This is a genomic window from Actinomadura luzonensis, from assembly GCF_022664455.2.
In the GTDB taxonomy this organism is placed as follows: domain Bacteria; phylum Actinomycetota; class Actinomycetes; order Streptosporangiales; family Streptosporangiaceae; genus Nonomuraea; species Nonomuraea luzonensis.
In genome coordinates this window covers 1542857-1567374 of sequence record NZ_JAKRKC020000002.1, presented here as the reverse complement: position 1 = coordinate 1567374, position 24518 = coordinate 1542857, and the positions used below count along the sequence as shown (strand labels likewise).

At 76.0% G+C, this 24518-nt stretch carries 22 protein-coding genes; 11 read left to right on the top strand and 11 right to left on the bottom strand.

Translation table 11 applies throughout. The annotated features are described in order from the left end of the window. Window positions 1–78 precede the first annotated feature (78 nt). Window positions 79–1548, top strand: coding sequence for an FAD-dependent monooxygenase (locus MF672_RS37540; RefSeq protein WP_242381453.1), 1470 nt, complete (start codon window positions 79–81; stop codon window positions 1546–1548). A 51-nt stretch (window positions 1549–1599) separates the two neighbouring features. Here MF672_RS37540 and MF672_RS37535 read toward each other — a convergent pair whose 3' ends face one another. Next, the gene (locus MF672_RS37535; RefSeq protein ID WP_247815630.1) at window positions 1600–3792 is read right to left on the bottom strand and encodes a DUF7824 domain-containing protein; all 2193 of its coding nucleotides are present in this window, start codon (window positions 3790–3792) and stop codon (window positions 1600–1602) included. 491 nt (window positions 3793–4283) lie between these two features. Here MF672_RS37535 and MF672_RS37530 point away from each other — a divergent pair, with 491 nt between their 5' ends. Then, the gene (locus MF672_RS37530; protein ID WP_242381455.1) at window positions 4284–5174 is read left to right on the top strand and encodes an SGNH/GDSL hydrolase family protein; all 891 of its coding nucleotides are present in this window, start codon (window positions 4284–4286) and stop codon (window positions 5172–5174) included. Between the two features lie 44 nt (window positions 5175–5218). On the opposite strand, the gene MF672_RS37525 is transcribed toward MF672_RS37530, so the two are convergent. Continuing rightward, window positions 5219–5713, bottom strand: a complete 495-nt coding sequence (locus MF672_RS37525) for a flavodoxin domain-containing protein (protein ID WP_242381456.1) — start codon at window positions 5711–5713, stop codon at window positions 5219–5221. 198 nt (window positions 5714–5911) lie between these two features. Here MF672_RS37525 and MF672_RS37520 point away from each other — a divergent pair, with 198 nt between their 5' ends. Continuing rightward, on the top strand, window positions 5912–6352 hold the full coding sequence (locus tag MF672_RS37520; RefSeq protein ID WP_242381457.1) for a CBS domain-containing protein: 441 nt from the start codon (window positions 5912–5914) through the stop codon (window positions 6350–6352). 2 nt (window positions 6353–6354) lie between these two features. Here the strand turns inward: MF672_RS37520 and MF672_RS37515 are convergent, their stop codons facing one another. Then, window positions 6355–7893, bottom strand: coding sequence for an AMP-binding protein (locus MF672_RS37515; protein ID WP_242381458.1), 1539 nt, complete (start codon window positions 7891–7893; stop codon window positions 6355–6357). Between the two features lie 188 nt (window positions 7894–8081). Between MF672_RS37515 and MF672_RS37510 the strand changes: the two genes are divergently transcribed. Next, window positions 8082–8780: a CBS domain-containing protein gene (locus MF672_RS37510; RefSeq protein ID WP_242381459.1), complete on the top strand. Its 699-nt coding sequence runs from the start codon at window positions 8082–8084 to the stop codon at window positions 8778–8780. Window positions 8781–8813: 33 nt separating this feature from the next. On the opposite strand, the gene MF672_RS37505 is transcribed toward MF672_RS37510, so the two are convergent. The 4 genes from MF672_RS37505 to MF672_RS37490 form a co-directional block, all read right to left on the bottom strand. Next, the gene (locus tag MF672_RS37505) at window positions 8814–9281 is read right to left on the bottom strand and encodes an ATP-binding protein (RefSeq protein ID WP_242381460.1); all 468 of its coding nucleotides are present in this window, start codon (window positions 9279–9281) and stop codon (window positions 8814–8816) included. Window positions 9282–9326: 45 nt separating this feature from the next. After that, on the bottom strand, window positions 9327–9833 hold the full coding sequence (locus MF672_RS37500; RefSeq protein WP_302893343.1) for a universal stress protein: 507 nt from the start codon (window positions 9831–9833) through the stop codon (window positions 9327–9329). After that, entirely contained in the window at window positions 9830–10042 is a 213-nt protein-coding gene (locus MF672_RS37495; protein WP_242381461.1) for a PLDc N-terminal domain-containing protein, read from the bottom strand. Before MF672_RS37495 ends, MF672_RS37500 begins: the two co-directional genes overlap by 4 nt. 102 nt (window positions 10043–10144) lie before the next feature. Then, window positions 10145–11005 (bottom strand): TIGR03619 family F420-dependent LLM class oxidoreductase, encoded by an 861-nt coding sequence (locus MF672_RS37490; protein ID WP_242381462.1) that lies wholly within the window; start codon window positions 11003–11005, stop codon window positions 10145–10147. Between the two features lie 280 nt (window positions 11006–11285). Between MF672_RS37490 and MF672_RS37485 the strand changes: the two genes are divergently transcribed. The 6 genes from MF672_RS37485 (at window position 11286) to MF672_RS37460 (ending at window position 20059) form a co-directional block, all read left to right on the top strand. Beyond that, window positions 11286–13139: a rhamnogalacturonan lyase gene (locus MF672_RS37485; protein WP_302893342.1), complete on the top strand. Its 1854-nt coding sequence runs from the start codon at window positions 11286–11288 to the stop codon at window positions 13137–13139. A 75-nt stretch (window positions 13140–13214) separates the two neighbouring features. Beyond that, window positions 13215–13469 (top strand): hypothetical protein, encoded by a 255-nt coding sequence (locus MF672_RS37480; RefSeq protein WP_242381463.1) that lies wholly within the window; start codon window positions 13215–13217, stop codon window positions 13467–13469. A 90-nt stretch (window positions 13470–13559) separates the two neighbouring features. Then, complete coding sequence (locus MF672_RS37475; RefSeq protein ID WP_242381464.1) at window positions 13560–14441, top strand: SCO6745 family protein; 882 nt, start codon at window positions 13560–13562, stop codon at window positions 14439–14441. 129 nt (window positions 14442–14570) lie between these two features. After that, on the top strand, window positions 14571–15563 hold the full coding sequence (locus MF672_RS37470; protein WP_242381465.1) for a CE1 family esterase: 993 nt from the start codon (window positions 14571–14573) through the stop codon (window positions 15561–15563). Between the two features lie 34 nt (window positions 15564–15597). Further along, the gene (locus MF672_RS37465; RefSeq protein WP_242381466.1) at window positions 15598–16929 is read left to right on the top strand and encodes a serine hydrolase domain-containing protein; all 1332 of its coding nucleotides are present in this window, start codon (window positions 15598–15600) and stop codon (window positions 16927–16929) included. Window positions 16930–16975: 46 nt separating this feature from the next. Then, window positions 16976–20059 carry an AfsR/SARP family transcriptional regulator gene (locus MF672_RS37460; RefSeq protein WP_247815629.1) on the top strand — a complete coding sequence of 1028 codons (3084 nt, stop codon included), beginning with the start codon at window positions 16976–16978 and terminating at the stop codon, window positions 20057–20059. Window positions 20060–20086: 27 nt separating this feature from the next. On the opposite strand, the gene MF672_RS37455 is transcribed toward MF672_RS37460, so the two are convergent. Further along, window positions 20087–21157, bottom strand: a complete 1071-nt coding sequence (locus tag MF672_RS37455; protein WP_242382790.1) for a hypothetical protein — start codon at window positions 21155–21157, stop codon at window positions 20087–20089. A gap of 37 nt (window positions 21158–21194) precedes the next feature. Here MF672_RS37455 and MF672_RS37450 point away from each other — a divergent pair, with 37 nt between their 5' ends. Then, window positions 21195–21656: a carboxymuconolactone decarboxylase family protein gene (locus MF672_RS37450; protein WP_242382792.1), complete on the top strand. Its 462-nt coding sequence runs from the start codon at window positions 21195–21197 to the stop codon at window positions 21654–21656. A gap of 58 nt (window positions 21657–21714) precedes the next feature. Here the strand turns inward: MF672_RS37450 and MF672_RS37445 are convergent, their stop codons facing one another. The 3 genes from MF672_RS37445 to MF672_RS37435 form a co-directional block, all read right to left on the bottom strand. Then, window positions 21715–22551, bottom strand: a complete 837-nt coding sequence (locus MF672_RS37445; RefSeq protein WP_242382794.1) for an ABC transporter permease — start codon at window positions 22549–22551, stop codon at window positions 21715–21717. Further along, window positions 22548–23522: an ATP-binding cassette domain-containing protein gene (locus MF672_RS37440; RefSeq protein ID WP_242382795.1), complete on the bottom strand. Its 975-nt coding sequence runs from the start codon at window positions 23520–23522 to the stop codon at window positions 22548–22550. Before MF672_RS37440 ends, MF672_RS37445 begins: the two co-directional genes overlap by 4 nt. A gap of 66 nt (window positions 23523–23588) precedes the next feature. Beyond that, on the bottom strand, window positions 23589–24476 hold the full coding sequence (locus MF672_RS37435; RefSeq protein WP_247815628.1) for a LysR family transcriptional regulator: 888 nt from the start codon (window positions 24474–24476) through the stop codon (window positions 23589–23591). Window positions 24477–24518: the final 42 nt, after the last annotated feature.

Below are 24518 nucleotides of genomic sequence, written 5' to 3'. Positions count from 1 at the left end.
CCGTCACGATCAGGCGATCGACGTAGGTGTCGCCAGGAGTGCCCCCTCCCACAAGGCACTCCCCGAAAGGCAACACCCATGCGGCCCCAGGCCCCCACCGAACCACCCGAGCACGACGTCATCATCGCCGGATGCGGCCCCACCGGCGCCACCCTCGCCGCCGAACTCCGACTCCACGACGTGCGCGTCCTCGTGCTCGAGAAGGAAACCCAGCCCAAATCCTTCATCCGCATCGTCGGCCTCCACATGCGCAGCCTCGAACTCATGGCCATGCGCGGACTGCTCGACCGCCTGCTCCAGCACGGCAGGAAGCGCCCCGCCGCCGGCTTCTTCGCCGCCATCGACAAACCCGTGCCCCAAGGCCTCGACTCGACCCACCCCTACCTCCTGGGCATCCCCCAGCCGGTCATCGAACGCCTCCTGCAAGAACACGCCACGCAACTCGGCGCACAGATCCGGCACGGCCACACCGTGACCGGCCTCCAGCAGGACGACGAAGGCGTCACCGTCGAACTCGCCGACGGCCGGCACCTACGATCGCGCTACCTCATCGGCTGCGACGGCGCCCGCAGCACAGTACGCAAACTCCTCGGCATCGCCTTCCCCGGCGAACCCTCCCGCAACGACACCCTCATGGGCGAAATGGAAGTAACCGCACCCCAAGCGGAAATCAACGCCAAAGTCCCCCCAATCGGCCAATCCCACCACCCGTTCTGGATCCGGCCCACCGGCGAAGGAAAACACAGCATCCTGGTCCCCGCCACCCACGTCACCGACCGCGCCGAACCACCCACCCTCGACGACTTCAAACAAGCACTTCACACCATCGCCGGCACCGACTTCGGCATCCACTCCCCACGCTGGCTCTCCCGCTTCGGCGACGCCACCCGCCTCGCCGAACGCTACCGACTCGACCGAGCCCTCCTCGCCGGCGACGCCGCACACATCCACCCACCCATCGGCGGACAAGGACTCAACCTCGGCATCCAGGACGCCATCAACCTCGGCTGGAAACTCGCCGCACACCTCCACGGCTGGGCCCCGCCAACACTCCTGGACACCTACCACACCGAACGCCACCCCGTCGCCGCGAACGTCCTGGACAACACCCGCGCCCAGAAAGAACTCCTGTCCACCGAACCAGGCCCCCAAGCCGTCCGCAGACTCCTCACCGAACTCATGGCCATCAACGAGGTCAACCGCCACCTCATCGAGAAGATCGCCGCCATCGACATCCGCTACGACTTCGGCGACGGCCCCGACCTCCTCGGCCGCCGCCTCCGCGACATCGACCTCAACCAAGGCCACCTCTACGACCGGCTGCACCACGGCCGCGGCCTCCTGCTCGACCGCACCGCACGCCTCACCACCGGCGGCTGGTCAGACCGGGTCGACCACCTCGCCGATCCCGCCGCCGACCTGGACGCCCCGGCCGTCCTGCTCCGTCCGGACGGCCACGTCGCCTGGATCGGCGACGATCAGCAGGACCTGGACGGCCAGCTCTCGCGCTGGTTCGGCGAGCCCTCCTCTGTTGTCGGGAGGTTTTGATGGTTTTGGAGGGTATAGGGCTGTAAAAGCCTGACGCCTTTACAAAGTAGATCAATAAGCGCGGACGAGCTGCTGGAGGCGGCGGGCTTCCTGCACCAGGCGGGACGAGCCACCACGCGCCGCGACCGCCCCCACCTCCGGCAGCTCCGCCCGTACCCGGCCGATCCTGGCCGCCCGCGCCCCCGCCGCCAGCAGGTCCGCCAGCCCCGTGCGCGCCCGCTCGCCCTCCTGCGGCAATAACCCCGGCAACAGCCGCACCACGACCTCCCACACCGCCTCGTGCGCCCCCGCCTGCGTGGCATCGTCCAGCACCGCCACCACCCGGTTCAGCTTGACGAGCTCCGCCCTGACCAGGCCGGTGACCGCGGCGGCCAGGTCGGCGGCGGGCACCTCGCCGGCCGCCGCCAGCCTCAGCAGCGTGTCCGTCGCCGCCGCCCGGCCGGCCGCCTGCGCCTGCCCCATCCCGCAGGCCAGCGCGTGCGCCATGCCCGGACCGAGCGGCCCCTCGCCGTGGACGAGGCCGGCGAGCACGCGGGCCTGGCTCTCCCCGCTCTCCGCGCTCTCGCACAACCGCGACGCCAGGTGGGCGGCCACGATCTCCCGGTGCGAGGGCAGCACCAAGGGCCACCAGGCCAGGCTCCACGAAGGGAAAGAGGTCGTCCGCAGCAGTTCCTGGAGGTGGGCGGGCGTGCCGGGAGGCGTGCTGACGGAGGCCCGCAGCGACTCCCGGCCACCGCCGCCGGCCGGGCTGCGGTGATAGGCGACGGTCACCTGAGGGTCGCCGAGCCGGTCGCCCCCCATCCAGGCGGCGCAGGCCCGTCCCGCTTGCGACGTCAGCCGCGCCGCCCGGGCCACGTCGGCGGCCGGGATGTCGCGCGGCAGGCGCAGCAACGCCTGGCTCAGGTCGGCGGGCAGGGCCGCCACCCCGTCGGCCTCCAGCCGTGCCAGCCGGTCGAGCAGCACGCCGGGCTCGACATGACCCGTGACCGCCGTCGGCGTGGCCAGCACCACCGGGTAGCGCCCGCCGGCCGCGAGGTGGGCGTGCAACTCGGCGCACCGGCGGCCCGGCAGCTCGTCGAACACCGCCCGCCGCGCCCCCGCACGCGAGCCCCCGGACAAAGCCTGGGCCGTCTCCGGCGCGGCCGCGGCCAGGAACGCCCGCCGCAGCGCCGACGTCACGTCGTCGTACGGCTCGCCGTTCCAGCAGCCGAAGAACTCCTCGTCCAGCGGCTCCCACCACGGACGCAACGCCTCCCGCAGCCCGCCGCGGTCGCGCGCCGACCAGGTGGCCAGCCCCGCCAGCAGGCGTTCGAACTCGTGGGGATCGTCCATCCACGTGACGGCCGCCAGGCCACGCACCAGCTCCTCCGCCGACCCGTACGGCTCGGGCAGCCGCCGCTCGTCCCACGCCGACGGCAGGGGCGCCGCCACCGGCTCCCACGCCTCGATGCCGCCCCCGTACGCCGCCGCGACCTTCTCCAGCAGCTCCTCGGGCAGCCCCGCTGCGGCCCGCCTGACCTCCTCCCGCGCGGCCGCGTCGGCCAGCGGGGCGAGCCGCACCGCCAGCCGCACCGCCCGCTCCTGCAACGCCAAGGTGTCCTGCCCGAACAGCGCCGCCGCCGCCCGCAGCACCACGCCCGCCCGGCCCGCCTCGCGCGCCACCGCCTCGCCCGCCCAGCTCACCGCCGCCCGCAGCAGCTTGCGCTCCGGCCGCGACACCAGCGCCTCCAGCGCCTCGGCGAACGCCTCCTCCGGCAGCCGGCCCCCCTCCTCCAGCCGCCGCACCTGCGCCAACGCCACATCGGCCACCGCCACCGGACCGGCCGGCAACAGCGCGACATAGTCGCGGGCGTGCCGCGCGGCCTCGTCGAGGTCGGGGTCGAGCCGGTCGTGCAGGCCCGCGAGCGGGGCCAGGGCGGCGGGCCCGTCGCGCAGCAGCCGCCGCACCAGCCCGTCCAGCACGGCCGCCCGCTCCAGCGACCCGCGCTCGACCAGCCGGTGGACCTTCTCCACCAGCTCCCACAGCGGCAACGCGCGCAGCCCGTCGATCTCGAACAGCCGCGGCCCGTACGCGGCGAACAGCGGGTCGCCCGCCACCCGCTCCACCTGCAGCGCGCGCAGCCAGCCGGTCATGAAAGCGTCGTCGCCCGGCGGCCGCACACCCGTCTCGCGCACCAGCGCCGCCGCCACCTCCCACGGCCACCGCTCCTCCAGCCGCAGCCGCGCGGCCAGCCGCACCGCCACGCCGGCCCGCAGGCTCGCGGGCCGCTCCGCAGCCGGCGAGCAGGTGCGGGACGGCCTTGCCGCCGTCGAGTGCGGAACTCGCGCCGCAGCACCCACCGGCCACCGCCGCCGCGCCGCCGATGACACCCGCCCCCGCCACGAGCAGCGCCAGCAGCTCGCCGCGCCGCTCCCACCACGCGATCCCGTCGGCACGCCGCCGGGCGAGGCACCGCGCGGGCTCGGCGGCGACCGCCCGGCGCCCGGCCGGGCTCAGCTCCCCGACCAGGCGGACCGTGCCCGTCACGTCACCCGCCCGCACGTGCTTGGCCAGGTCGTCCCAAGTGGTCACGATTCGAACCTCCGTGCGATAGCCGGTCGTCATGGTCGGCGACTTTAGCCGCCGCCTCCGACAGAACTCCGGCCAGAACTCCGGCCAGAACTCCGGCCGCGATCTTGCCGACGGGAGGCGGTCCAGGGCAGGGTGTGGCGGACGCGACGACGAGGGAGGACGCATGGCGACGGCGGACGACGGGACGGGCCCGGGACCGGACGCGGCCCGATACCCAGCAGTGGGCACGGGGGCGGGCGAGGGGCCCGCGCGGCGCATCGCCGAGGGCGCGCACTACGTCGCGATCGGCAGCTCGTTCGCCGCCGGACCCGGCATCCCGCCCGTCGTCGAGCGCCGGGCGGGCAGGTCCGGCCGCAACTACCCCCACCAGGTCGCCGACGCCCTCGGCCTGCGCCTGACGGACGTCACCCGCTCAGGGGCGACGACGGCCGACGTCCTGGAGGGCCGGCGCCGGGTGCCGCCGCAGGTCGACGCCGTCACGGAAGGCACGGCGCTCGTCACGATCACCGTGGGCGGCAACGACCTCGGCTACATCGGCGGCCTGATCAAGGCCGGGCTCGCCGCCGCCATCGCCCGCCGCCTCTCGCGCCGGGCCGCCCGCTGGGTGCGCGACCGCGTGTCCCTGGAGGTGGACGGCGACCGTGTGGAGGCCGCCGAGCGGGCCATGACGGCCGTCGGCGAGGCCGTGCGGCGGCGGGCGCCGGCCGCGCGGGTGCTGTTCGTGGACTACCTCACGATCGTGGGGAGCTGCGAGCAGGCGGCGGCCGTACCCGCGCCCCTGCTGCCGCTCACGCCCGCCGAGCTGCGCCAGGCCGCCCGCACGGCCGAGCTGCTGGCCGAGGCGTTCGCCGCCGCCGCCGGACGCAGCGGGGCCGAGCTGGTCCGCGCCTCGGCGGCGAGCCTCGGCCACGGCCCGCTGTCACCCGAGCCGTGGGTGACCGGCTACCAAGGCTCGCCGCTGCGGCGGAAGGCGGCGGTGCCGTACCACCCGACCCAGGCGGGCATGACGGCCGTCGCCGGACTGGTCGTGGAGCACCTCCGCACCCACCCGTGACGGCCCGGGCCCCGATGGCCCGGGCCGTCCCGTCCGAGCCGGTGTCACCGCAGCTCGGCGGCGATCTTCCCGGCCCACTCCGCGATCCGCTCGGGGTTGCGCCAGTCACCGGCGCGCCCGTTGCGCAGCATCGCCCGCGCCACGAACCCGCCGGACTCGGCCGTCAGCCGCCCCCCGAACGTGACGTGCTCGCGCGCCCCCAGCAGCCGCGCCGCCTCGGCCGCGGCCCGCACCGGCGGGACGTCCGCGGAGTCGGCCGCCTCGCTCAGCGGGCCGCTGCTGAACAGCCACACCGGCCGCTCACGCAACGCCGCCGCGTGCCGCCGGGCGAACCTGCGCGCCTGGCCGTGCCAGCGGCCCGAGTACAGCGCGCCGCCCAGCACCACGGCCCGGTACGGCGTCACGTCCCGCACCGTGCCGGCCGGCCGCGCCTCCGCCTCGACGCCCTCACGCATGAGCGTGGCGGCGATCATGTCGGCGATGCCCGCCGTCGAGCCGTTCTTGGTGCCATACGCCACCAGGACCTTCGACGTGCTCATCTGCGTTCCTCCCCTCTCGTCGCCTGCAGTGTCGGCGCCCGGGGCCGGCCGCGGGCAGGGCCGAAGGTCCCCGCGCCCGCCCGCGGAGGGCACCTGCTGACGTTGGTCCGTCCCGTCCGGGACCTCCGGCCCTGACGGCGGGACCCCGGCACGGCCGATGGTGGGTCCCAGACCCGCGATCCGTACGTAGGGGGAGCCGTGAAGGTCAAAGACGTGATGTCGGCGCCCGTGGTGGCGGTGCCGCCCGCCTCCACCGTCAGGGACGTCGCCAAGCACATGGACTACTCGGGCGTCGGCTGCGTGCTGGTGACCGACGGTCAATCCGCCCTCGGCGTGGTCACCGACCGCGACCTGGTGCTGCGGGCCCTGGCCCCCGGCCTGCCCGCCGACACGCCCGTCGCCGAGGTGATGACGCCCGCCCCGGTCACCGCCCGCCCGGGCGACGAGCTGGACCTGGCATTCGAGGTGTTCCGGCGCAACGCCTTCCGCCGCCTGCCGGTCGTCGAGGACGGCCAGGTCATCGGCATGCTCACCCTGGACGACCTGCTCCTGCACCTGCACCAGGTGGGCGGCGACCTGCTCAAGCCCGTGGTGGCCGAGATCTCCGAGCCGCAGCACCCGCGCCACGGCGCGAGCTGAGCTCAGACGCCCTGCTCCGCCAGCTTCACCCGGTCGACCTTGCCGGTCTGGTTGCGCGGCACCGACGGCACGAACACCACCTCGCGCGGCACCTTGTACGCGGCCAGCTCCGCCTTGACCGCCCGCTTCAGCTCCTCGGCCGACGGCGGCGCGTCGCCCTCGGCCACCACGTACGCGGCCAGGCGCTGGCCGTACTCGTCGTCGGGCACGCCCAGCACCGCCACATCGGCCACGCCCGGCTGCCGGGCCAGCAGGTGCTCCACCTCCTGCGGGAACACGTTCTCCCCACCGGAGACGATCATGTCGTCGTCGCGGCCGTCGATGAACAGCAGCCCGTCGCGGTCGCGATGCCCGAGGTCGCCGGTGGGCAGCAGCCCGTCGGCCGCGCCGGTGAACGTCAGCCCGCCGCTCACCAGCACCCGGCCCACCTCGCCGGGCGGCTGCTCGGCGCCGTCCGGGCCCGCCACGCGGACCGTCGCGCCCCGCGGCGGGCGGCCCACCGTGCCGGGCGCGGCGCGCAGCTCGGCGGGCGTGGCCAGCGCCGCCCAGCCGGCCTCGGTCGAGCCGTACAGGTTGTACAGGACGTCGCCGTAGGCGTTCATGAACGAGGCCGCCAGGTCCGGCGGAAGCGCCGAACCGCCCGAGATCACCACCCGCAGGTCCGGCAGGCGGCGCGGCGGGCGGGCCAGCAGCCGCCGCAGCATGATCGGCACCGCCACCAGCGACGCCGCCCGCTCCACGGCCAGCGCGTCCAGCACGGCCTCGGCGTCGAACCTGCGCACCAGCACCACCGGGCAGCCCAGCACCAGCGCCGCGGCGTACCAGAGCAGCCCGAGGCCGTGGAACAGCGGCGGCGCGATGAGCATCGGCTCGCCACCGCGCAACGGCACCGTCGTCAGCATCGACACGAACGGCTCGGCCAGCGCCGTCAGCGACAACCGCCGCGGCGCGCCCTTCGGCGCGCCCGTCGTGCCGGAGGTCAGCAGCACCAGCCGCCCCGGCCGGCGCGGCGGCTCCACCGGGAGCACCCCGGCGGGCGCGTCGAGCTCCGTCACACGCGGCCCGTCGAACCCCACCGGCGGCAGGTCCGGCGCCGCGATCAGCACGTCCACGCCCTCCCGCTCCAGCACCTCGCGCAGCCGCGGCCCGGCCAGCCCGGTGTTGAGCAGCAGCAGGTCCGCCCCCAGCCGCGACACCGCCGCGATCGCCAGCGGGAAGCCGCGGTCGTTGGGCCACATCACCGCCACCGTCCGGCCCGGCCCCACGCCGTGCCGCCGCCGCAGCTCCGCCGCCAGCCCCGCCGCCCGCGCGTCCAGCTCCGCGAACGTCACCGACCCCGCCTCGTCCACCACCGCCGTCCGGTCCGGCCAGCGCGCCGCCGCGATCGCCAGCCCCGCCGCCGGGGTGACATGGAAATGCCGGTACGCCTCCACCACGCGGGCCAGCGCGGCGGGCGGCACCGCCCCCAGCAGCCCGTTACGGGTCAGGGTGAGCGCCGCCTCCACCCCGAAGCCGCCCAGCTCGACCAGCCTTCCGATCATCGGCGCACCGAAGCCCTTCCCACGGACGGATCCAGAAACGGAGATCGTACGTGTACCCCGCCGGCCCCCTCCGGAACCCGCGCACGGCCCGGCGGTTGACCAAGGACCGGCCGCCACGGGACCTCCGCCCCTACGGCCCCGCCCCGTTCCGCGCTGCCATGGAAGCAGCACCGAAGGAGGCATCCCCCATGCGCGCCACAGTCAAAGACGTCATGACCTCGCAGATCGCCTCGGTCCCCGCGGACGCGTCCTTCAAGGACGTCGCCGAGGCGCTCATCGCCCACGGCGTCAGCGCCGTGCCCGTGCTCGACGACGCCGGCCGCGCGGTCGGCGTCGTGTCCGAGGCGGACCTGCTGCCCAAGGAGGAGTTCCGCGAGCGCTACTACGGCGACGACTACCAGCCGCCGCTGCGCGCCCGGCTCCGCCACCGCCTGTCGGAGGAGCACGGCGGCGGGCGGCGCAAGGCCGCCGGCGACACCGCGGCGGAGCTGATGACCGCGCCGCCCGTCACCGTGGCCGCCACCGCCTCGACCGTCGTGGCCGCCCGCCGCATGGACGAGCACGGCGTCAAGCGGCTGGTCGTGGTGGACGGCGACGGCCGCGTCGAAGGCGTCGTCAGCCGCCGCGACCTGCTCAAGGTGTTCGTCCGCGCCGACGCCGACATCGCCAGGGAGATCCGCGAGGACGTCCTGGAACGCTCGCTGTGGGTGGAGACGCTCGGCGTCGAGGTCGCCGTACGGCAGGGCATCGTCACCCTCAGCGGCTGGATGGACCGGCGCAGCGAGGCCGCCATCGCCGTGCGCATGGTCGCCCGTGTCAACGGCGTCGTGGACGTCATCGACAAGCTCACCTGGAAGCACGACGACACCAAATGGGACAAATGGTGATACGCCGGATGCGCCCGACGCCCGCGCCCGTCCTCACCGGGCAGCGGGACGGGCGCGCGCCGCCCTGACCACCCCCGGCCGCTCCGCCGGCGCGAACAGCTCCAGGACCAGCCGCACACGGGTGCCCGCGGGACCGGTCACGAAGACCACCTCGTCCGACAGGCGCCGCATCAGCCAGATGCCCCGCCCGCCCGCCGCCGACGGCGCCGGCAACGCCTCGCGCTCCAGCACCCCGCCGGGAATGCCGCCGCCGTCGTCGGCCACCTCGCACACCAGCCGGCCGGCCACCGGCCCCTCTCCCGGCCCGGCGTCCTCCCGCCACACCCGTAACCGGCCCCGCCCGCCCCCGTGCTCCACCGCGTTGATCATGCACTCGTTGACCGCCGCCAGGAAATCACCCAGCCGCTCACCGGCCACCCCCTGGACGCGGGCACACGCCAGGACCGCCCGGCGGGTACGCACCAGGCAGCCCTCGTCGAACTCCACCCTGAGCAGCTCCATGTCCCCACTGTCGGCGACGACCCGCGACCGGGACAGTGCCTAAGGTCACAACGACGGGCCACCCAAAGGTCCCGCCACCGCCTCGGCGGGCACGGACACCGCCCGCCCGCCCCCAGCAGGCATACCGGGCACCACCACCACCGGGCACCCCGGCGGCCAGCGCAGGCACGACAACAGCACCGCGCCCAGCCGCCCGTCACCCCGCCGCTGCGCCAGCGACCCCAGCACCAGCAGATCAGCGCCCTCGGCGGCGGCCGGCAGCGCCGTCTCCGCACGCCCCGGCACCAGCCGGCACTCCACCGCCACCCCCGGGCAGGTCTTCCGCACCAGCCCGGCCGCCCGGTCCAGCACCCGCAGCGCGGACAACCGCCGCTCCAGCAGATCACCCGGCGCGCACTGGCGGGCGTACAGGGCGTGGTACGCCACGATCGGCTCCCACGCGTGCACGATCAGCAACCGCCCACCGGGCCCCGCCTCCGCGGCGGCCCACAACAGGGCGGGCTCGGCGGCCGGCGTGCCGTCCACGCCGGCCACGACCAGGCGCCCCGTCATGGCTGCCTGCGCCGTCCCCACACCAGGTAGACGACCGGCCCCAGCGGCTGCACGAAGATCGCCGGCCACCACAGCGCCTTGCGCCCCCGCACCGCCGCCCGCGGCCGCGACCACAGGTCCGCCGCCGCGGCCGAGGTCAGCACCAGCTCGGTCGCCGCCGCCAGCACGAGCATGCGGCGGCGCGGCCTGGACATCTCATTCCATCGCATGACTTGCCCGCCTTCCTCCTCGCGTCGCGCTCCCATCCTCGCCGCGGGTTTTCTTGGTCGCCAGGGCAGGAGGTCCCGAACCCGACGCCTTTACAAAGTAGATCAGGAAGGGTGGAGACCGAACCGCCGCGCGAACGCCTCCAGCTCCTCCCGCTGCGTCCCCGGCTCGGCGGTGGCGGGGCTGACGACCAGCCGGGTCACCCCCTGCGCGGCCATCGCCTCGATGTCGTCCTCCGTCATGTCGATCGTGCCCCAGCGGGTGTACTCCAGGGCCTCGGGGTCGCGTCCCGCCGCGGCGGCCGTGGCGCGCGCCAGGTCCCACTGCTCGGCCCGCTCCCGCGCGTCGAGCCGGCCGCCCGGGAAGTAGCCGTCGCCCCGCAGGCCGGCCCGGCGCGCCGCGGCCCTGCTGGAGCCGCCGACGTGGATCGGCAGGCCCGCGCCGCCGAGCGGCTTCGGGTAGCTGCACAGGCTGTCGAAGGCGAAGAACCGGCCGGCGAAGCCGACGCCCTCCTCCTCCCCCGACCACAGCAGGCGCAGCACGTCGACGGCCTCGTCGGCGCGCCGCCCGCGGGTGGTGAAGTCCACCCCCACCGCGCACGCCTCCCCCGGCAGCGCGCCCACCCCCACGGTGAGCAGCCGCATCCGGCCGCCGGACAACACATCGACGGTGGCCAGCCGCTTGGCCAGGAGCACGGGATGGTGGTACGGCAGGAGCAGCACCGCCGTGCCCAGCAGGACGCGCCGGGTCGCGGCGGCGACGAAGGCCAGCAGGTCCAGGGGGTCGGCGTACGGCAGCGTCGGCGGCAGCTCGAACGGGCCGACCCTGGCGCCCGGGTACAGCACGACGTGCTCAGGGACGTACAGGGACTCGAACCCGCACTCCTCGACAAGCCTGGCGAACTCCACCACCCGCTCCGGATCCATGCCGAAGTGGGCCGTGTTGTAGCTGATCCCGAACTTCACCGTCACTCCTCACTGCTCACAGCGGTCGCCGACAGGCTAGGACCCTGACACCGGCGTCAAGGCAACCGGCGGGCCGCGCGATCTCTTGCGGGCCGGTGACGCGGCGGCTTTAATACGCCGAGATCCGGCCGCCCCACCCGAGGAGCCCGCATGAACGTCGCCGCAGGCCCGCACCGCCTTCCGGCGCCCGGCGGACGGGGGCCGGCCGTCACGTGCCCGTGAAAGTTTCTTTTTCGCCTATCGGGAAAGCGCTTTCCATCCACCGCAGAAAGGACCCGCGATGCGGTTACGCAAGGCCGCCCTCGCCCTGGCCGCCACCCTGTCGACCGCCCTGCCGACCACTCTGGTGACAAGCGCGCTGGTCACCGCCCCCGCCGGCGCCGCCCCGCCGACCAAGCAGATGGAGGACCTCGACCGCGGGCTGATCAGCGTCCGCTCCGGCTCCGGCAACCTCGTCTCCTGGCGGCTGCTCGGCACCGACCCCGACGGCGTCTCCTTCAACCTCTACCGCGGCTCCACCAGGATCGCCGCCGGCCTCACCGCCGCCACGAACTACCTGGACAACGGCGCCGCCGCCGACGCCTCCTACACCGTCAGGGCCGTGGTGGGCGGCGCCGAGCAGGCCGCCTCCCCCGCCTCGCTGCGCTTCACCGGCGGCGCGTACCTGGACGTGCCCATCCAGCCCCCGTCCGGCGGCACCACCCCCGACGGCGTCGCCTACACCTACAGCGCCAACGACGCCGGCGTCGGCGACCTGGACGGCGACGGCCAGTACGAGCTGGTCCTCAAATGGGACCCGTCCAACTCCAAGGACAACTCCCAGTCCGGCTACACCGGCAACGTCTTCGTCGACGCCTACCGGCTCAACGGCACCCGCCTGTGGCGCATCGACCTCGGCCGCAACATCCGGGCCGGCGCGCACTACACCCAGTTCCAGGTCTACGACTACGACGGCGACGGCCGCGCCGAGGTCGCCATGAAGACCGCCGACGGCACCAGGGACGGCGCCGGCACGGTCATCGGCAGCTCCGGCGCCGACTACCGCAACTCCAGCGGCTACGTCCTGTCCGGCCCCGAGTACCTGACCATGTTCAACGGCCTGACCGGCGCCGCCATGTCCACCGTGAGCTACGACCCGCCGCGCGGCACCGTCTCCTCCTGGGGCGACAGCTACGGCAACCGGGTGGACCGCTTCCTGGCCGGCACCGCCTACCTCGACGGCGAGCGCCCGTCGCTGATCATGGCGCGCGGCTACTACACCCGCAGCGTGATCGCCGCCTGGGACTTCCGCAACGGCACGCTCACCAAGCGGTGGACGTTCGACAGCAACTCGGCCGGCTCGCAGTACGCCGGCCAGGGCAGCCACAGCCTGTCCGTCGGCGACGTGGACGGCGACGGCCGCGACGAGATCGTCTACGGCGCGATGGCCGTCAACGACAACGGCACCGGCCTGTGGAGCACCCGCACCGGCCACGGCGACGCCCAGCACCTCGGCGACTTCGACCCGGCGCGGGCGGGCCTCGAGTACTTCAAGGTCAGCGAGGGCACGAGCCAGCCCGGCTCGTTGTACATCGACCCGCGCACCGGCCAGATCCTGTGGCAGACGGCCTCCGGCTCCGACAACGGGCGCGGCGTGGCGGGCGACATCTCGACCGTCCGGGTCGCCTCGGAGTTCTGGTCCGCCGCCGACGGCAACCTGCGCAGCGTCACCGGCAACACCGCCGGGCGCAAGCCGTCCTCGGTCAACTTCCTCGTCTGGTGGGACGGCGACCCGGTGCGCGAGCTGCTCGACCAGACCCGCATCGACAAGTACGGCACGGACGCCGACACCCGCCTGCTGACCGCCTCGGGCGTGCACTCCAACAACGGCACCAAGGCCACCCCGTCGCTGTCGGCCGACCTGTTCGGCGACTGGCGCGAGGAGGTCGTCTGGCCCACCACCGACAACCGCGCGCTGCGCGTCTACTCCACCACCGTCCCGACCGACCGCCGCCTCTACACCCTCATGCACGACCCGCTGTACCGGGTGTCGGTCGCCTGGCAGAACACCGCCTACAACCAGCCGCCGCACACCGGCTTCTTCCTCGGCGACCGCATGCCCACGCCGCCGCGCCCCGACATCTACGTCCGCTGACCGCTCCGCCGGGGGACGCGCCCGTCCCCCGGCGCCGCCTCGTTCAGAAGGTCATGGTGAGGGAAGGTGGCGGTCATGGACGGACAGGACGAGAAGCGCCCCGAGGAGATGCCGCCCGCGGTCGGGCAGGTCAACGGCGAGTCCGACACGCTGGTCGCGCGGGCCGGCGTGGAGGTGCGGCGGACCCCGCGCCCGATCCCCGCCGAGCCGGTCGAGTCGCCGCCCGACCCGGAGCAGGCGGTCGAGGAGGAGCGGCGGGAGGTGGCCGCCGACGGCGGGGAGGAGACGGGCGGCGGGGACGGAGACCCGGGCGCCGAGCCCACCGACTGACCCACACATAACTGTCTATCTCGCATTGACCAGTGATGCGCGGAGGGTCTATCGTCACTGGCGTACGCAGACTAGACAGTGAGGTTCGGCATGAGCGAGACGTCCCGGCTGGCCCGCCGCATGTGGCACCAGCTTGAGCCCCTGCACGCGGTCCTGTACTTCTCCCCCCAGGCGTTCGAGGCGGCCGCCGCCCTCGGGTACGACGTGGAGTCGCGCTGGCCGAGCTACTTCGCCTACCGCACGGCCCCGCTCGGCCCGATCGGCACCCGCCTGGCGACGGCGACGTACTACAGCTTCAGCCCGGCGGCGATCGCCGGGCAGGTGCCCGCCGTATGGGCGGTCGCCACCCCCGGGCAGGTGCTGGACGCGCGGCTGACGGCCGTGGACCGCACGTACCAGAGCCTGGCCGATCAGGAGTGGCTGAGCGGGCCGGAGGTGCGGGAGGCGGCCGAGCTGGCCCGCCGGGCGGCCGAGGGCGCGGGCGTGGAGGGGCGCCCGTTCGCCGCCGCCAACCTGGACCTGCCCTGGCCGGAGGAGCCGCACCTGGCGCTGTGGCAGGCGGCGACCGTGCTGCGCGAGCACCGCGGCGACGGCCACCTCGCGGCCCTGCAGGCCGCGGAGCTGGACGGCTGCGAGGCGCTGGTGTCGTTCGCGGCGATCGGGGCCGCGCCGGTGGAGGCGTTCGAGGGCCGCGGCTGGAGCGAGCAGGAGTGGGCCGCCGCCCGCGACCGCCTGGCCGCGCGAGGGCTGGTGGACGCCGCCGGCCAGGCCACCGAGCGCGGCCGGGCCCTGCGCGACCAGGTCGAGCGGATGACCGACGACCTGGCGGCCGGGCCGTGGCGGCTGCTCGGGCAGGACCGCGCCGACCGGCTGGCCCGGCTCGGCGCGCCACTCCTCGGCGCGGTCTTCGAGGCGGGCCTGCTGCCGATGACCAGCACGCTCGGCATCGCCACCGTCAAGGCCCCCGACTGACCGTCCCGGCCTGGCCGTTCCGTCGAGGTCGCCTACGCTGGAGGTCGCCTACGCTGGAGGTCGCGCCGCCGGACGACGCGTCCCGCCGCACCGGCCGGGCGCACGGGCCCGACTGCCTGAGGAGGGGCGTTGACCGGGAGGACGGCGTTGACGATCGCGCTGGCGGCGCTGCTGGCCGCCGGCTGCGCGGGCGCGCCCGCTCCCCCGTCTCCCCCGTCTTCCCTGTCTCCCCCGCCTCCGTCGGCGAGCGGGTCCGCGCCGGGCGGGCAGGCGCGGGAGAACGGGTGCGCCGCCGCCCGCCCGCTGCGGCCCGGCCGGCACACGATGACGCACGACGGCCTGCGCAGGACGTTCCTGCTGTCCGTCCCCGACGGCGAGGGCCCGCACCCGGTGCTGCTGGACCTGCACGGTCTCGGCTCCAGCGCGGCCGAGGAGGCCGCCTACAGCCGCCTGGCCGTGGAGGGGCCGCGCCGCGGCTACGTCGTGGCCACCCCGCAGGCCGCCGAGGGCCGGATGGGCTGGACGCTGCCCGGCACGTCGGGCCCGGACGACGCCGGCTTCCTCGCCGCCCTGCTCGACCGGCTGGAGCAGGGCCTGTGCGTGGACCGGCGGCGCGAGTTCGCGGCCGGCATGTCGTACGGGGCCGCCATGTCCGCCGCGCTGGTCTGCGCCCTGGACGGCCGGCTGGCGGGCGCGGCGGCCGTGGGCGGCATCAGCGTCGCCCGGCCCTGCGCGCACCCGCGCCCGGCCACGCTGCTCGCCTTCCACGGCACGGCCGACCGCGCGGTCCCGTACCGGGGCGGGCACCCGTTCCCCGACGCCACCGGCACCCTGCGCGCCCTGGCCGACCTGGTGGTGCTGCCGCCGGTGGAGCGGGCCGTGGACGACTGGGCGCGGGCGTTCGGCTGCACCGGCCGCACCGCCTCCCGTCCCGCCGCCGGGGTGCGGCTGCGGGCCTGGACGTCGTGCCCGGGGAGGACGGCGCTGGCGCTGTACACGGTGGACGGGGGCGGCCACACCTGGCCGGGCGCCGTCCAGGTGGCCCGGCTGGGCGTCACCTCCCGCGCCCTGGACGCCACCGCGCTCATCCTCGACGCCTTCGACCGCGCTCCCGCCCGCTGAGCCGGGCCCGGCCCAGCGGCTACCCTTGTCGCCCATGACTCAGGTGGGACACGTGACGGCCCGCGCCCTGCTGCGCCGGCTCGCCGTCGAACAGGCCGAATGCAGGGTGCCCTCGCTCACGGCGGCGATCGTCCGCGACGGGCGGACGGCGTGGTTCGGCGGGCGCGGCCGGGTCGGCGACGGGCCGCCGACCCCCGCCACGCAGTACCGGCTCGGCTCGATCACCAAGTCGATGGTGGCGGTGGTGGTGATGCGGCTGCGCGACGAGGGCGCGCTCGACCTCAACGACCGCCTGGACGCCCACCTGCCCGGCGCGCCGCACGGGCAGCTCACCGTCGCCCAGTTGTTGTCGCACACCGCGGGGCTGAGCGCCGAGCCGCCCACGGACTGGTGGGAGCGCACCCCGGGCGTGCCGGTGGACGACCTGCTCGGGCGGCTCGGGCCCGGGGAGGCCAAGCACCGTCCCGGCCGGCGTTTCCACTACTCCAACGTCGGCTTCGCGCTGCTCGGCGAGCTGGTCGCCCGGCTGCGCGGCGGCACGTGGTGGGAGGCGGTGCGCGGCGAGGTGCTGGCGCCGCTCGGCATGGACGCCACCACGCCGCGGCCCCGCGCCCCGCACGCCACCGGCTACGCCGTGCACCCCTGGGCGGACGTGGTGCTGGCCGAGCCCGAGCACGACGCCGCCGCGATGGGGCCGGCCGGGCAGCTCTGGTCCACGCCGCACGACCTGGCCAGGTGGGCGGCGTTCCTGTGCGGCGACACCGGCGGCGTGCTGTGCCCGGACACCCTGGCCGAGATGCGCGAGCCGGCCGGCGTGGACGACGGCGACGCCTGGACCGGCGGCTACGGCCTCGGCCTGCAGCTCGCCCGCGCCGGCGGGCGGCGCCTGGCCGGGCACACCGGGTCGATGCCGGGCTTCCTCGCCACCGTGTGGGCGGACCCCGCCGAGAGCGTGGGAGTGCTGTTCATGGCCAACACCACGAGCGGGCTGAGCGGGCGGCTGCTCACGGACCTGCTCGACCTCCTGGACGAGCACGAGCCGCGGCTGCCCGACGAGTGGCACCCCGTCGCGGCCGACCCGGACCTGCTGGCGCTGACCGGCCTGTGGCACTGGGGCCCGAAGCCGTACGCGCTGCGGCTGCTGCCGGAGCGGGGCCTGTCGCTGGAGCCGCTGAACGGGGGCGGGCGGGCCTCGCGGTTCGTGCCGCAGGACGACGGGACGTGGCTGGGCCTGGACGGCTACTACGCGGGCGAGACGTTGCGCGTCTCCCCCGGCCACCTGGACCTCAACACGTTCGTCTTCACCCGCGAGCCGTACGACCCGGCCGCGCCGGTCCCCGGCGGCGTCGCCGGGTGGCACGGCTGAGCGGCGTCCCGGACGGCGCGCGCCGCGGCGGTGGCAGCATGGTCGTGTGCGCGTCGGGATCCTGGGGCCGGTAGAGGTCGAGTCGAGAGCCGTCGGCGGCGCCCGGCTGCGCCTGCTCGTGGCGCGGCTGGCCCTGGCCGCCGGGCGCCCGGTCACCGCCGAGGAGCTGACCGGCTGCCTGTGGCCGGAGGAGCCGCCCGCCGACCCGGGCAACGCGCTGCAGTCGCTGGTCTCGCGCCTGCGGCGGGCGCTGCCCGGCGCCGGGGCCCTGGCGTCGGTGCCCGGCGGCTACCGGCTGGACGCCGCGACCGACGCCGGGGCGTTCGAACGGCTCACCGCCGAGGCGCGCCGCCTCGCCGACCCGGCCGGGCGGGCGCGGCTGCTGGGCGAGGCGCTGGCGCTGTGGCGGGGGCCGGCCCTGGGCGAGGTGGCCGGGCACCCGTCCCTCGTGGGTCACGCCGTCCGGCTGGAGGAGGCCCGGCTGGCGGCCGTCGAGGACCGCGCCGAAGCGCTCCTCGACAGCCACGCGGGAGGGCTGGACGACGTCCTCGCCGGGCTGGCCGGCGAGCTGGGCGGGCAGGCCGCCCGGCACCCCCTGCGCGAGCGCCTGCACGCCCTGCGGGTCCGGGCCCTGCACGCGGCCGGCCGCCGCGCCGAGGCGCTGGCGGCGTACGAGGAGTGCCGCCGCGCCCTGGCCGCCGAGCTGGGCGCCGATCCAGGCCCCGAGCTGCGCGAGGCCCACCTGGCGGTGCTGCGGGCCGAGCCGCCCCGCCCGCGGCGCACCAACCTGCGCGCCCCGCTGACCAGCTTCGTCGGCCGCGACGCCGAGCTGGCCCGGGTCCGCGACCGGCTGCGCGCCGGCCGCCTGGTCACGCTGGTCGGGCCCGGCGGCGCGGGCAAGACCCGGCTGGCGACCACGGCCGCCGCGGCGCTGCTGCCGGAGCACACGGCGGTGTGGCTGGTGGAGCTGGCCGCGGTCACCGACCCGGGCGACGTGCCGCAGGCGGTGCTGTCCGTGCTCGGCGACCAACTGCCCGCGGGCCGCCCGGCGGGCCCGGCCGGCACGGTGGAGACGCTGGCCGAGGTGCTGGCGCCCGGCCGTGTCCTGCTGGTGCTGGACAACTGCGAGCACGTCGTCGAGGCCGCCGCCCGGCTGGCCGAGGAGCTGCTGGGCCGCTGCCCGCGGCTGAAGGTGCTGGCCACCGGCCGCGAGCCGCTCAACATCCTCGGCGAGGCGCTGAGCCCCGTCCCGCCGCTGCCGCCGGAGCCCGCCGTGCGGCTGCTGGCCGACCGCGCCGCCGCCGTCGAGCCCGGCCTCGTCCTCGATCCGGAGGTCGCCGCCGAGATCTGCCGCCGCCTGGACGGCCTGCCGCTCGCCATCGAGCTGGCCGCGGCGCGGCTGCGCGCCCTGACCCCGCGCGAGCTGGCCGACCGGCTGGACGACCGTTTCCTGCTGCTGACCGGCGGCAGCCGCACCGCGCTGCCCCGCCACCAGACGCTGCGCGCCGTCGTCGCCTGGAGCTGGGACCTGCTCGACGACGGCGAGCGCGCCCTGGCCGAGCAGCTGGCCGTCTTCGCGGGCGGCTTCGGGCTGGCCGCCGCCGAGCGCGCCGGCGGCACGCTCGACCAGCTCGCCGCCCTGGTCGGCAAGTCCCTCGTGCAGCCGGCCGGGCACGGCCGCTACCGCATGCTGGAGACGATCAGGGAGTACGGGCTGGAGCGGCTGTCGTCGGCCGGCCGCCTGGCCGAGGCGCGGGCCCGGCACGCCGCCTACTACCGTGACCTGGCCGAGGAGGCCGAGCCGCATCTGCGCGGTCAGGAGCAGCTCGCCTGGATCGACCGGCTGCTGGCCGAGCACGACAACGTCCTGGCCGCCCTGCACCACGCCGCCGACACCGGCGACGCCGCGACCGCGCTGCGGCTGGCCGCCGCGATGGGCACGTTCTGGGTGATCCGCGGCTTCGGCGTCGAGTCGATGGCCTGGCTGGAACGCGCGCTCGCCATGCCGGGCCGGGCCCCGGACGAGGCCCGCCTGATCGCCACCGCCGTCTACCTGATCAACGGGGCGCTGGCCGGCGGGCACACCAGGATCGAGTCCGCGCTGCGGGAGCTGCGCCGCGCCGCCGCCGCGGTGGACCCGCTGACCGAGCACCCGGTGCTGGCGATGTTGCAGCCGGCGCTGGCCCTGTTCACCGACGACTCGGCGCTCGGCATGAAAGTGGTCGAGCGGCGGCTCGGCCATCCCGACCCGTGGACGCGCGGCATGCTGTACGTGGTGCGGGCCGCGCTGAAGGAGAACGACGGCGACATGGCGGGCTCGCGCGACGACCTGCTGGCCGGGTGCGCGCAGCTCCGGCTGGCCGGCGAGCGGTGGGGGCTGTCGATGGCGCTGACGTCGCTGGCCGAGACGCACGCGGTGTTCGGCGCGTTCGAGGCGGCGCTCGCGGCCATGGACGAGGCCATGACGCTGCTGCGGGAGCTGAACCCGGAGGCCGGCCTGCTGCACCAGCAGGGCTGGAAGGCGCTGATCCGGATCCGGATGGGCGACGTGGAGCGGGCGCGGGCCGAGCTGCGCGCGATGCTGGAGCCCGGCGGCGACCCGCCGGACCGCGACGTGGCCTTCGCCCATCTCGGGCTGGGCGACCTGGCCCGGCTGGAGGGCGACCTGGCGGGGGCGGAGCGGTCGTACGAGCGGGCCGCGGAGCTGCTGGAGGCGACGTACGCGGTCGCGCCGCAGTTCCGGGCCCTGGTCGAGGCCGGCCGGGCGCACCTGGCGATGGAGCGGGGGACGCCGGAGGCGGCGGCGGGGCACCTGGTGGCGGCGGTGGAGCTGACGTTGCAGGCCAGGGACATGCCGGTGCTGGCCAGGGTCGCCGTCGCCGCGGCCGGGCTGCGGGACGCGCTGGGCGAGCCGGAGCGGGCGGCGACGCTGGCGGGCGCGGCGGAGCGGCTGCGCGGCGCGCCCGACGTGGGCAACCCGGACGTGGTGCGGCTGGTGTCGCGGCTGCGCGAGAGCCTGGGCGAGGCCGGGTACGCCGCCGCCTTCGCCCGCGGGCACGCGTTGCCGCCGGCCGAGGCGCTGTCCCTGGTCCGCGCCGCGACGACCCCCGAGCCCACCCCGAGGGGCTGAGCCGGTCGACCGGCCGGGGCCGGGCGGTCAGGGGCGGGCGGCCGGGACCGGGCCGGCGGTGAGGGGGATCACCGTGCGGTACTTGCCGCCGGCCGACTGCCGTGGCGGCTCGGCGGCCCGTTCGACGGTGACGTGCGCGAGCCCCTGCGCGGCCAGCAGGCCGGTGAGCCCGTCGCGCACGGCCTGCCACACCGTCTCGGGGTCGGCTCCCGCCGCGGGCCGCAGCCGCACCTGGAGCGCCGCCGGCCCGCTCTGCACGACCTGGTACTGCTCGACGCCGGGCGTGCGGTCGGCCAGCGTGGCGAGGGCCAGCGGCGCGACGGAGACCTGCCCGCCGTCCGCGCCGGGGAAGGTGAGCACGTCGGCCGCCCGTCCCTGGACGCGCAGCGCGGGCCGCAGGTCGCCGCACGGGCACGGGCCGGGCCGCATCAGCACGGAGTCGCCGAGGTCGTAGCGGAGGATCGGCTGGACGCGGTTGGCGAGGTTGCTGAGCAGGACGGTGTGGGAGTACTCGCCGGGCGGCGTGGGCCGGTGCCCGGCGTCGACCGGCTCCAGCACCGCCCAGTCGGTGTTGACGTGGTACCAGCCCTCGGCGCAGCCGTCGCTGAGGAACGTGCACTCGGTGCCTCCGTACGGGGCGCGGATCAGGGCGTCGGGGAAGGCGGCGGCGATGCGCCCGTGCTCGCCCGCGCTCAGGCTCTCCCCGGCGGGCTCCACGAGGACGGGGTCGATGCGCAGCCGTCCGGCCGCCTGCTCGGCGGCCAGCAGCGCGATGACGCTGCCGTAGCCGAGCAGGACCGCGGGCCGGTACCGGTTGAGCGCGGCGACCAGCTCCGGCAGCGGCCGGTGCACCGAGAACAGTTCGAAGCGGCGGCTGACCGGCCCGAGCCGGGTCGCGCCGGCGGCGGCCATGAAGTGCCCGCCGGTGGCGATCAGCCCGGCCAGCCGGCCGCCGCGGGCGACGACGCGGGCCAGGCCGGCCGCGCCGAGCCAGGACAGCCGCATGCGGGCGGCGAGGACGATGCTGACCGCGACGGCGCGCTCGTCGGCGAGGAAGACGCCCGGAGGCGGGACGGCCCGGCGGGGAGGGGAACCCACATTGCCGTGGTCGACGGCCGCGCCTGCCGCGCGGATTGTGATCAAGAACGTGACCCCGGACGTCTCCAGCGCGATGAGCGCCCTGCACGAGGCCGCCTTCACCGCGGCCGACGCGGCGGGCGTCGAGCCGGAGCTGCTCCAGCTGATCAAGATCCGCGCGTCCCAGATCAACGGCTGCTCGTCGTCGCTGGCCCGCCACACGCGGGCCGCGCGGGCGGCCGGCCAGAGCGAGCAGCGCCTGCGCGACGTGCGGGCCTGGCGCAACAGCAAGGTGCTGACCCGCCGGGAGCAGGCCGCGCTGTCGCTCACCGAGGCGATCACGCTGGTCTTCGCCGGCCAGGTCCCCGACAGCGTGTACGCCGAGGCGGCCCGCGTCTTCGACGAGACCCAGCTCGCGGCGCTGATCTGGGCCGCGACCGTGATCAACGCCCACAACCGCATCGCGATCGCCACCCGCCTGGAGGGCAGCGGCGCGCCCCCGGTCGCCGCCGCCGGCTGACCGCCCCGCCCCCGCTGGGCAACCCACGCGGCCCGGGCCGCCCCGGCGGACCGGGCGGTCAGGCGCGGCGGCGGTAGGCGGCGACCGCGAGCGGCGCGAACACGGCCAGCATCAGCACGCCCGACGCCAGTGTCCACCACACGCCGGTGGCGGCCTCGCCGCCCAGCATGAGGGCGCGGGCTGCGTCCATGGCGTGGTTGACCGGGTTGATCGAGACCCAGGTCTGCAGCCAGCCGGGCAGCGTGTCCTTCGGCGTGATCATGCTGGTGCCGAACGTCAGCGGGAACAACACCAGGAACGCCGTCCCCTGCACGCCGCCCGGCTCCCGCATCAGCATGCCCAGCAGCACGAACGCCCAGCTCACGCAGAACGCCAGGAAGATCGCCAGCAGGCAGGCCGCCACCACGGGCACCACTCCCGTCCGCGCCCGGAAGCCCAGCGCGTAGCCGAAGCCGAGCAGCACCACGACCGCGACGACGTACCGGATGAGGTCGCCGAGCACCGAGCCGATGAGCGGCGCGGCGCGGCTGATCGGCAGGCTGCGGAACCGGTCGAAGACGCCCTTCTTGATGTCGGTGTTGAGGCTGACGCCGGTGGCCATGCCGCCGAACAGCACGGTCTGCACCATGATCGCGGGCAGCAGGAACTGCAGGTAGTCGCCCGTCGAGCCGGCGACCGCGCCGCCGAGCAGGAACACGTAGATGACGACGAACACGATCGGCTGCAGGGTGACGTCCAGCAGCTGCTCGGGGGTGCGCAGGGTCTTGCGGACGCTGCGGCCGGCCAGCGCCAGGCTGTGCCGGGCCAGGGCGACCAGGCGCCCGCCCGCCCGGCCGGGGCGGGGAACGGCGCGCGCCACGGCGCCGGCGGTGCCGGGTGTCCTCGTGGCGGTCATGCCGCGTCCTCCTGCTCGTCGCGCCGCTGCTCCGGCTGCTCGTCGGCGCGGTGGCCGGTGAGGGTGAAGAACACCTCGTCCAGGCTGGGCAGCCGGAGCGACAGCTCGGTGACGGCGACGCCGGCCGCGTCCAGCCTGCGGACGATCTCGGTGAAGGCGGCGTCGCCGGGCACCGGCACGGTCACGACGTCCCGGCCCGGCGACTCGGCGGGGCGGCCCGCGACGGCCTCGGCGATCGCCGCCGCCTCGGCCAGCCGGGACGGGTCCGCCGGGCGCACCAGCACGGTCTGGCCGCCGACGACCCGCTTGAGCTCGGCGGCGGTGCCGTGCGCGATCACCCGGCCGTGGTCGACGACCGAGATGGCGTCGGCCAGGGCGTCGGCCTCCTCCAGGTACTGGGTGGTCAGCAGGATGGTGACCCCGTCGGCGACCAGGCGGCGGACGATCGCCCACACGTCCTCCCGCTTGGCCGGGTCCAGGCCCGTGGTGGGCTCGTCCAGGAAGATCACGTCGGGGCGGCCGACGAGGCTCGCGGCCAGGTCGAGGCGGCGGCGCATGCCGCCCGAGTAGGTGCCGGCGCGCCGGCCGGCGGCCTCGGCCAGGCCGAAGTCCGCCAGCAGCGCAGCGGCGCGGGCCTTGGCCTCGCGGGCGGTCAGGTCGAGCAGGCGGCCGACGAGGACCAGGTTCTCCGCGCCGGTCAGGTCCTCGTCGACGGAGGCGTACTGGCCGGTCAGGCCGATGAGGCGGCGGACGCGGGCGGGGTGGCGGACGACGTCCAGGCCGCCGACGGCCGCCCGGCCGGCGTCGGGACGCAGCAGCGTGGCCAGCACGCGCACGGCCGTGGTCTTGCCGGCGCCGTTGGGTCCGAGGACGCCGAGGACGGTGCCGGGCGGGGCGGACAAGGAGATGCCGTCGAGGGCCGTGGTCCTGCCGAAGCGTTTGACCAGGCCCTCGGCTTCGAAGGCGTTCATGCGGCCATGGTGGCGGGCGGCGCTGGCATCTCCCGCACAGATCGCTGTCAGGCCGCCGCCCGCCTGTCAGGCGGTGAGCGCGCGGGCCAGGTCGGCCGCCGGGCCGGGCGGGAGGGCGCCGTGCAGGAGCTCGACGCGGTGGACGAGCCGCGGCGCCCCCACCGGCACCCCGACCGGCCCTTCCGCCGGTGCGGCGGGTGGCCGCGGCGGCAGGGCCGAGGCGGGCAGCAGGGTGAGGCCGTGGCCCGCGGCGACGAGCGCGACCACGGTCCGCACGTCGTCGCCCCGGTGCTCCAGCCCCGTGGGGAAGCCGTCCCCCACCAGGTCGCGCAGCCGCGGCAGCGGGCACAGCGGCGTCTGCAGCCAGCGCGCGTCGACCAGGTCGGCCAGCCGCAGCGCCGCCCGCCGGGCCAGCGGGTGGTCCGCGGGCAGCGCCACGACCAGGTCCTCCTCACCCGCCCCGATCGTGGTGAGCGGGCCGGCGTCCGGGGCCGCAGCGGGTCGCTGGGCGCGGCGATGCCGTCCACCAGCCCCAGGTCCGCCTCCCCCGGCGACCATCGCCGCGACCCGCTCGCGCCCGCACGTCACCACTGTCACCTCCAGGCGCGGCTGCGCGGCCCGCGCCCGCGCCAGCCGGCCGGCCAGCGTGGCGTTGACGCCGAGCGGGCTCGCGGCCAGCGTCAGCCGGTGGCGTGGCCCGCCGGCGGCCCGCAGCACGTCGGCGCGGGCCGCGCGCAGGCGCAGCAGCAGCGGCTCGGCGTGCTCCAGCAGCCGCCGCCCCGCCGGGGTCGGCTCCACGGGACGGCGGCTCAGCAGCGGCAGCCCGAGGTCGGCCTCCAGCGCGGCGATCTGCTGGGAGATCGCCGACTGGGTGTAGCCGAGCTCGGCGGCGGCGGCCGAGAACGAGCCGTGCCGCGCCACGGTCACGAACGTCGTCAGCAGATGCGGGTCCATCAGCACCGCTTATATCAGATGCAGGAATCATCGTTGGCGCTT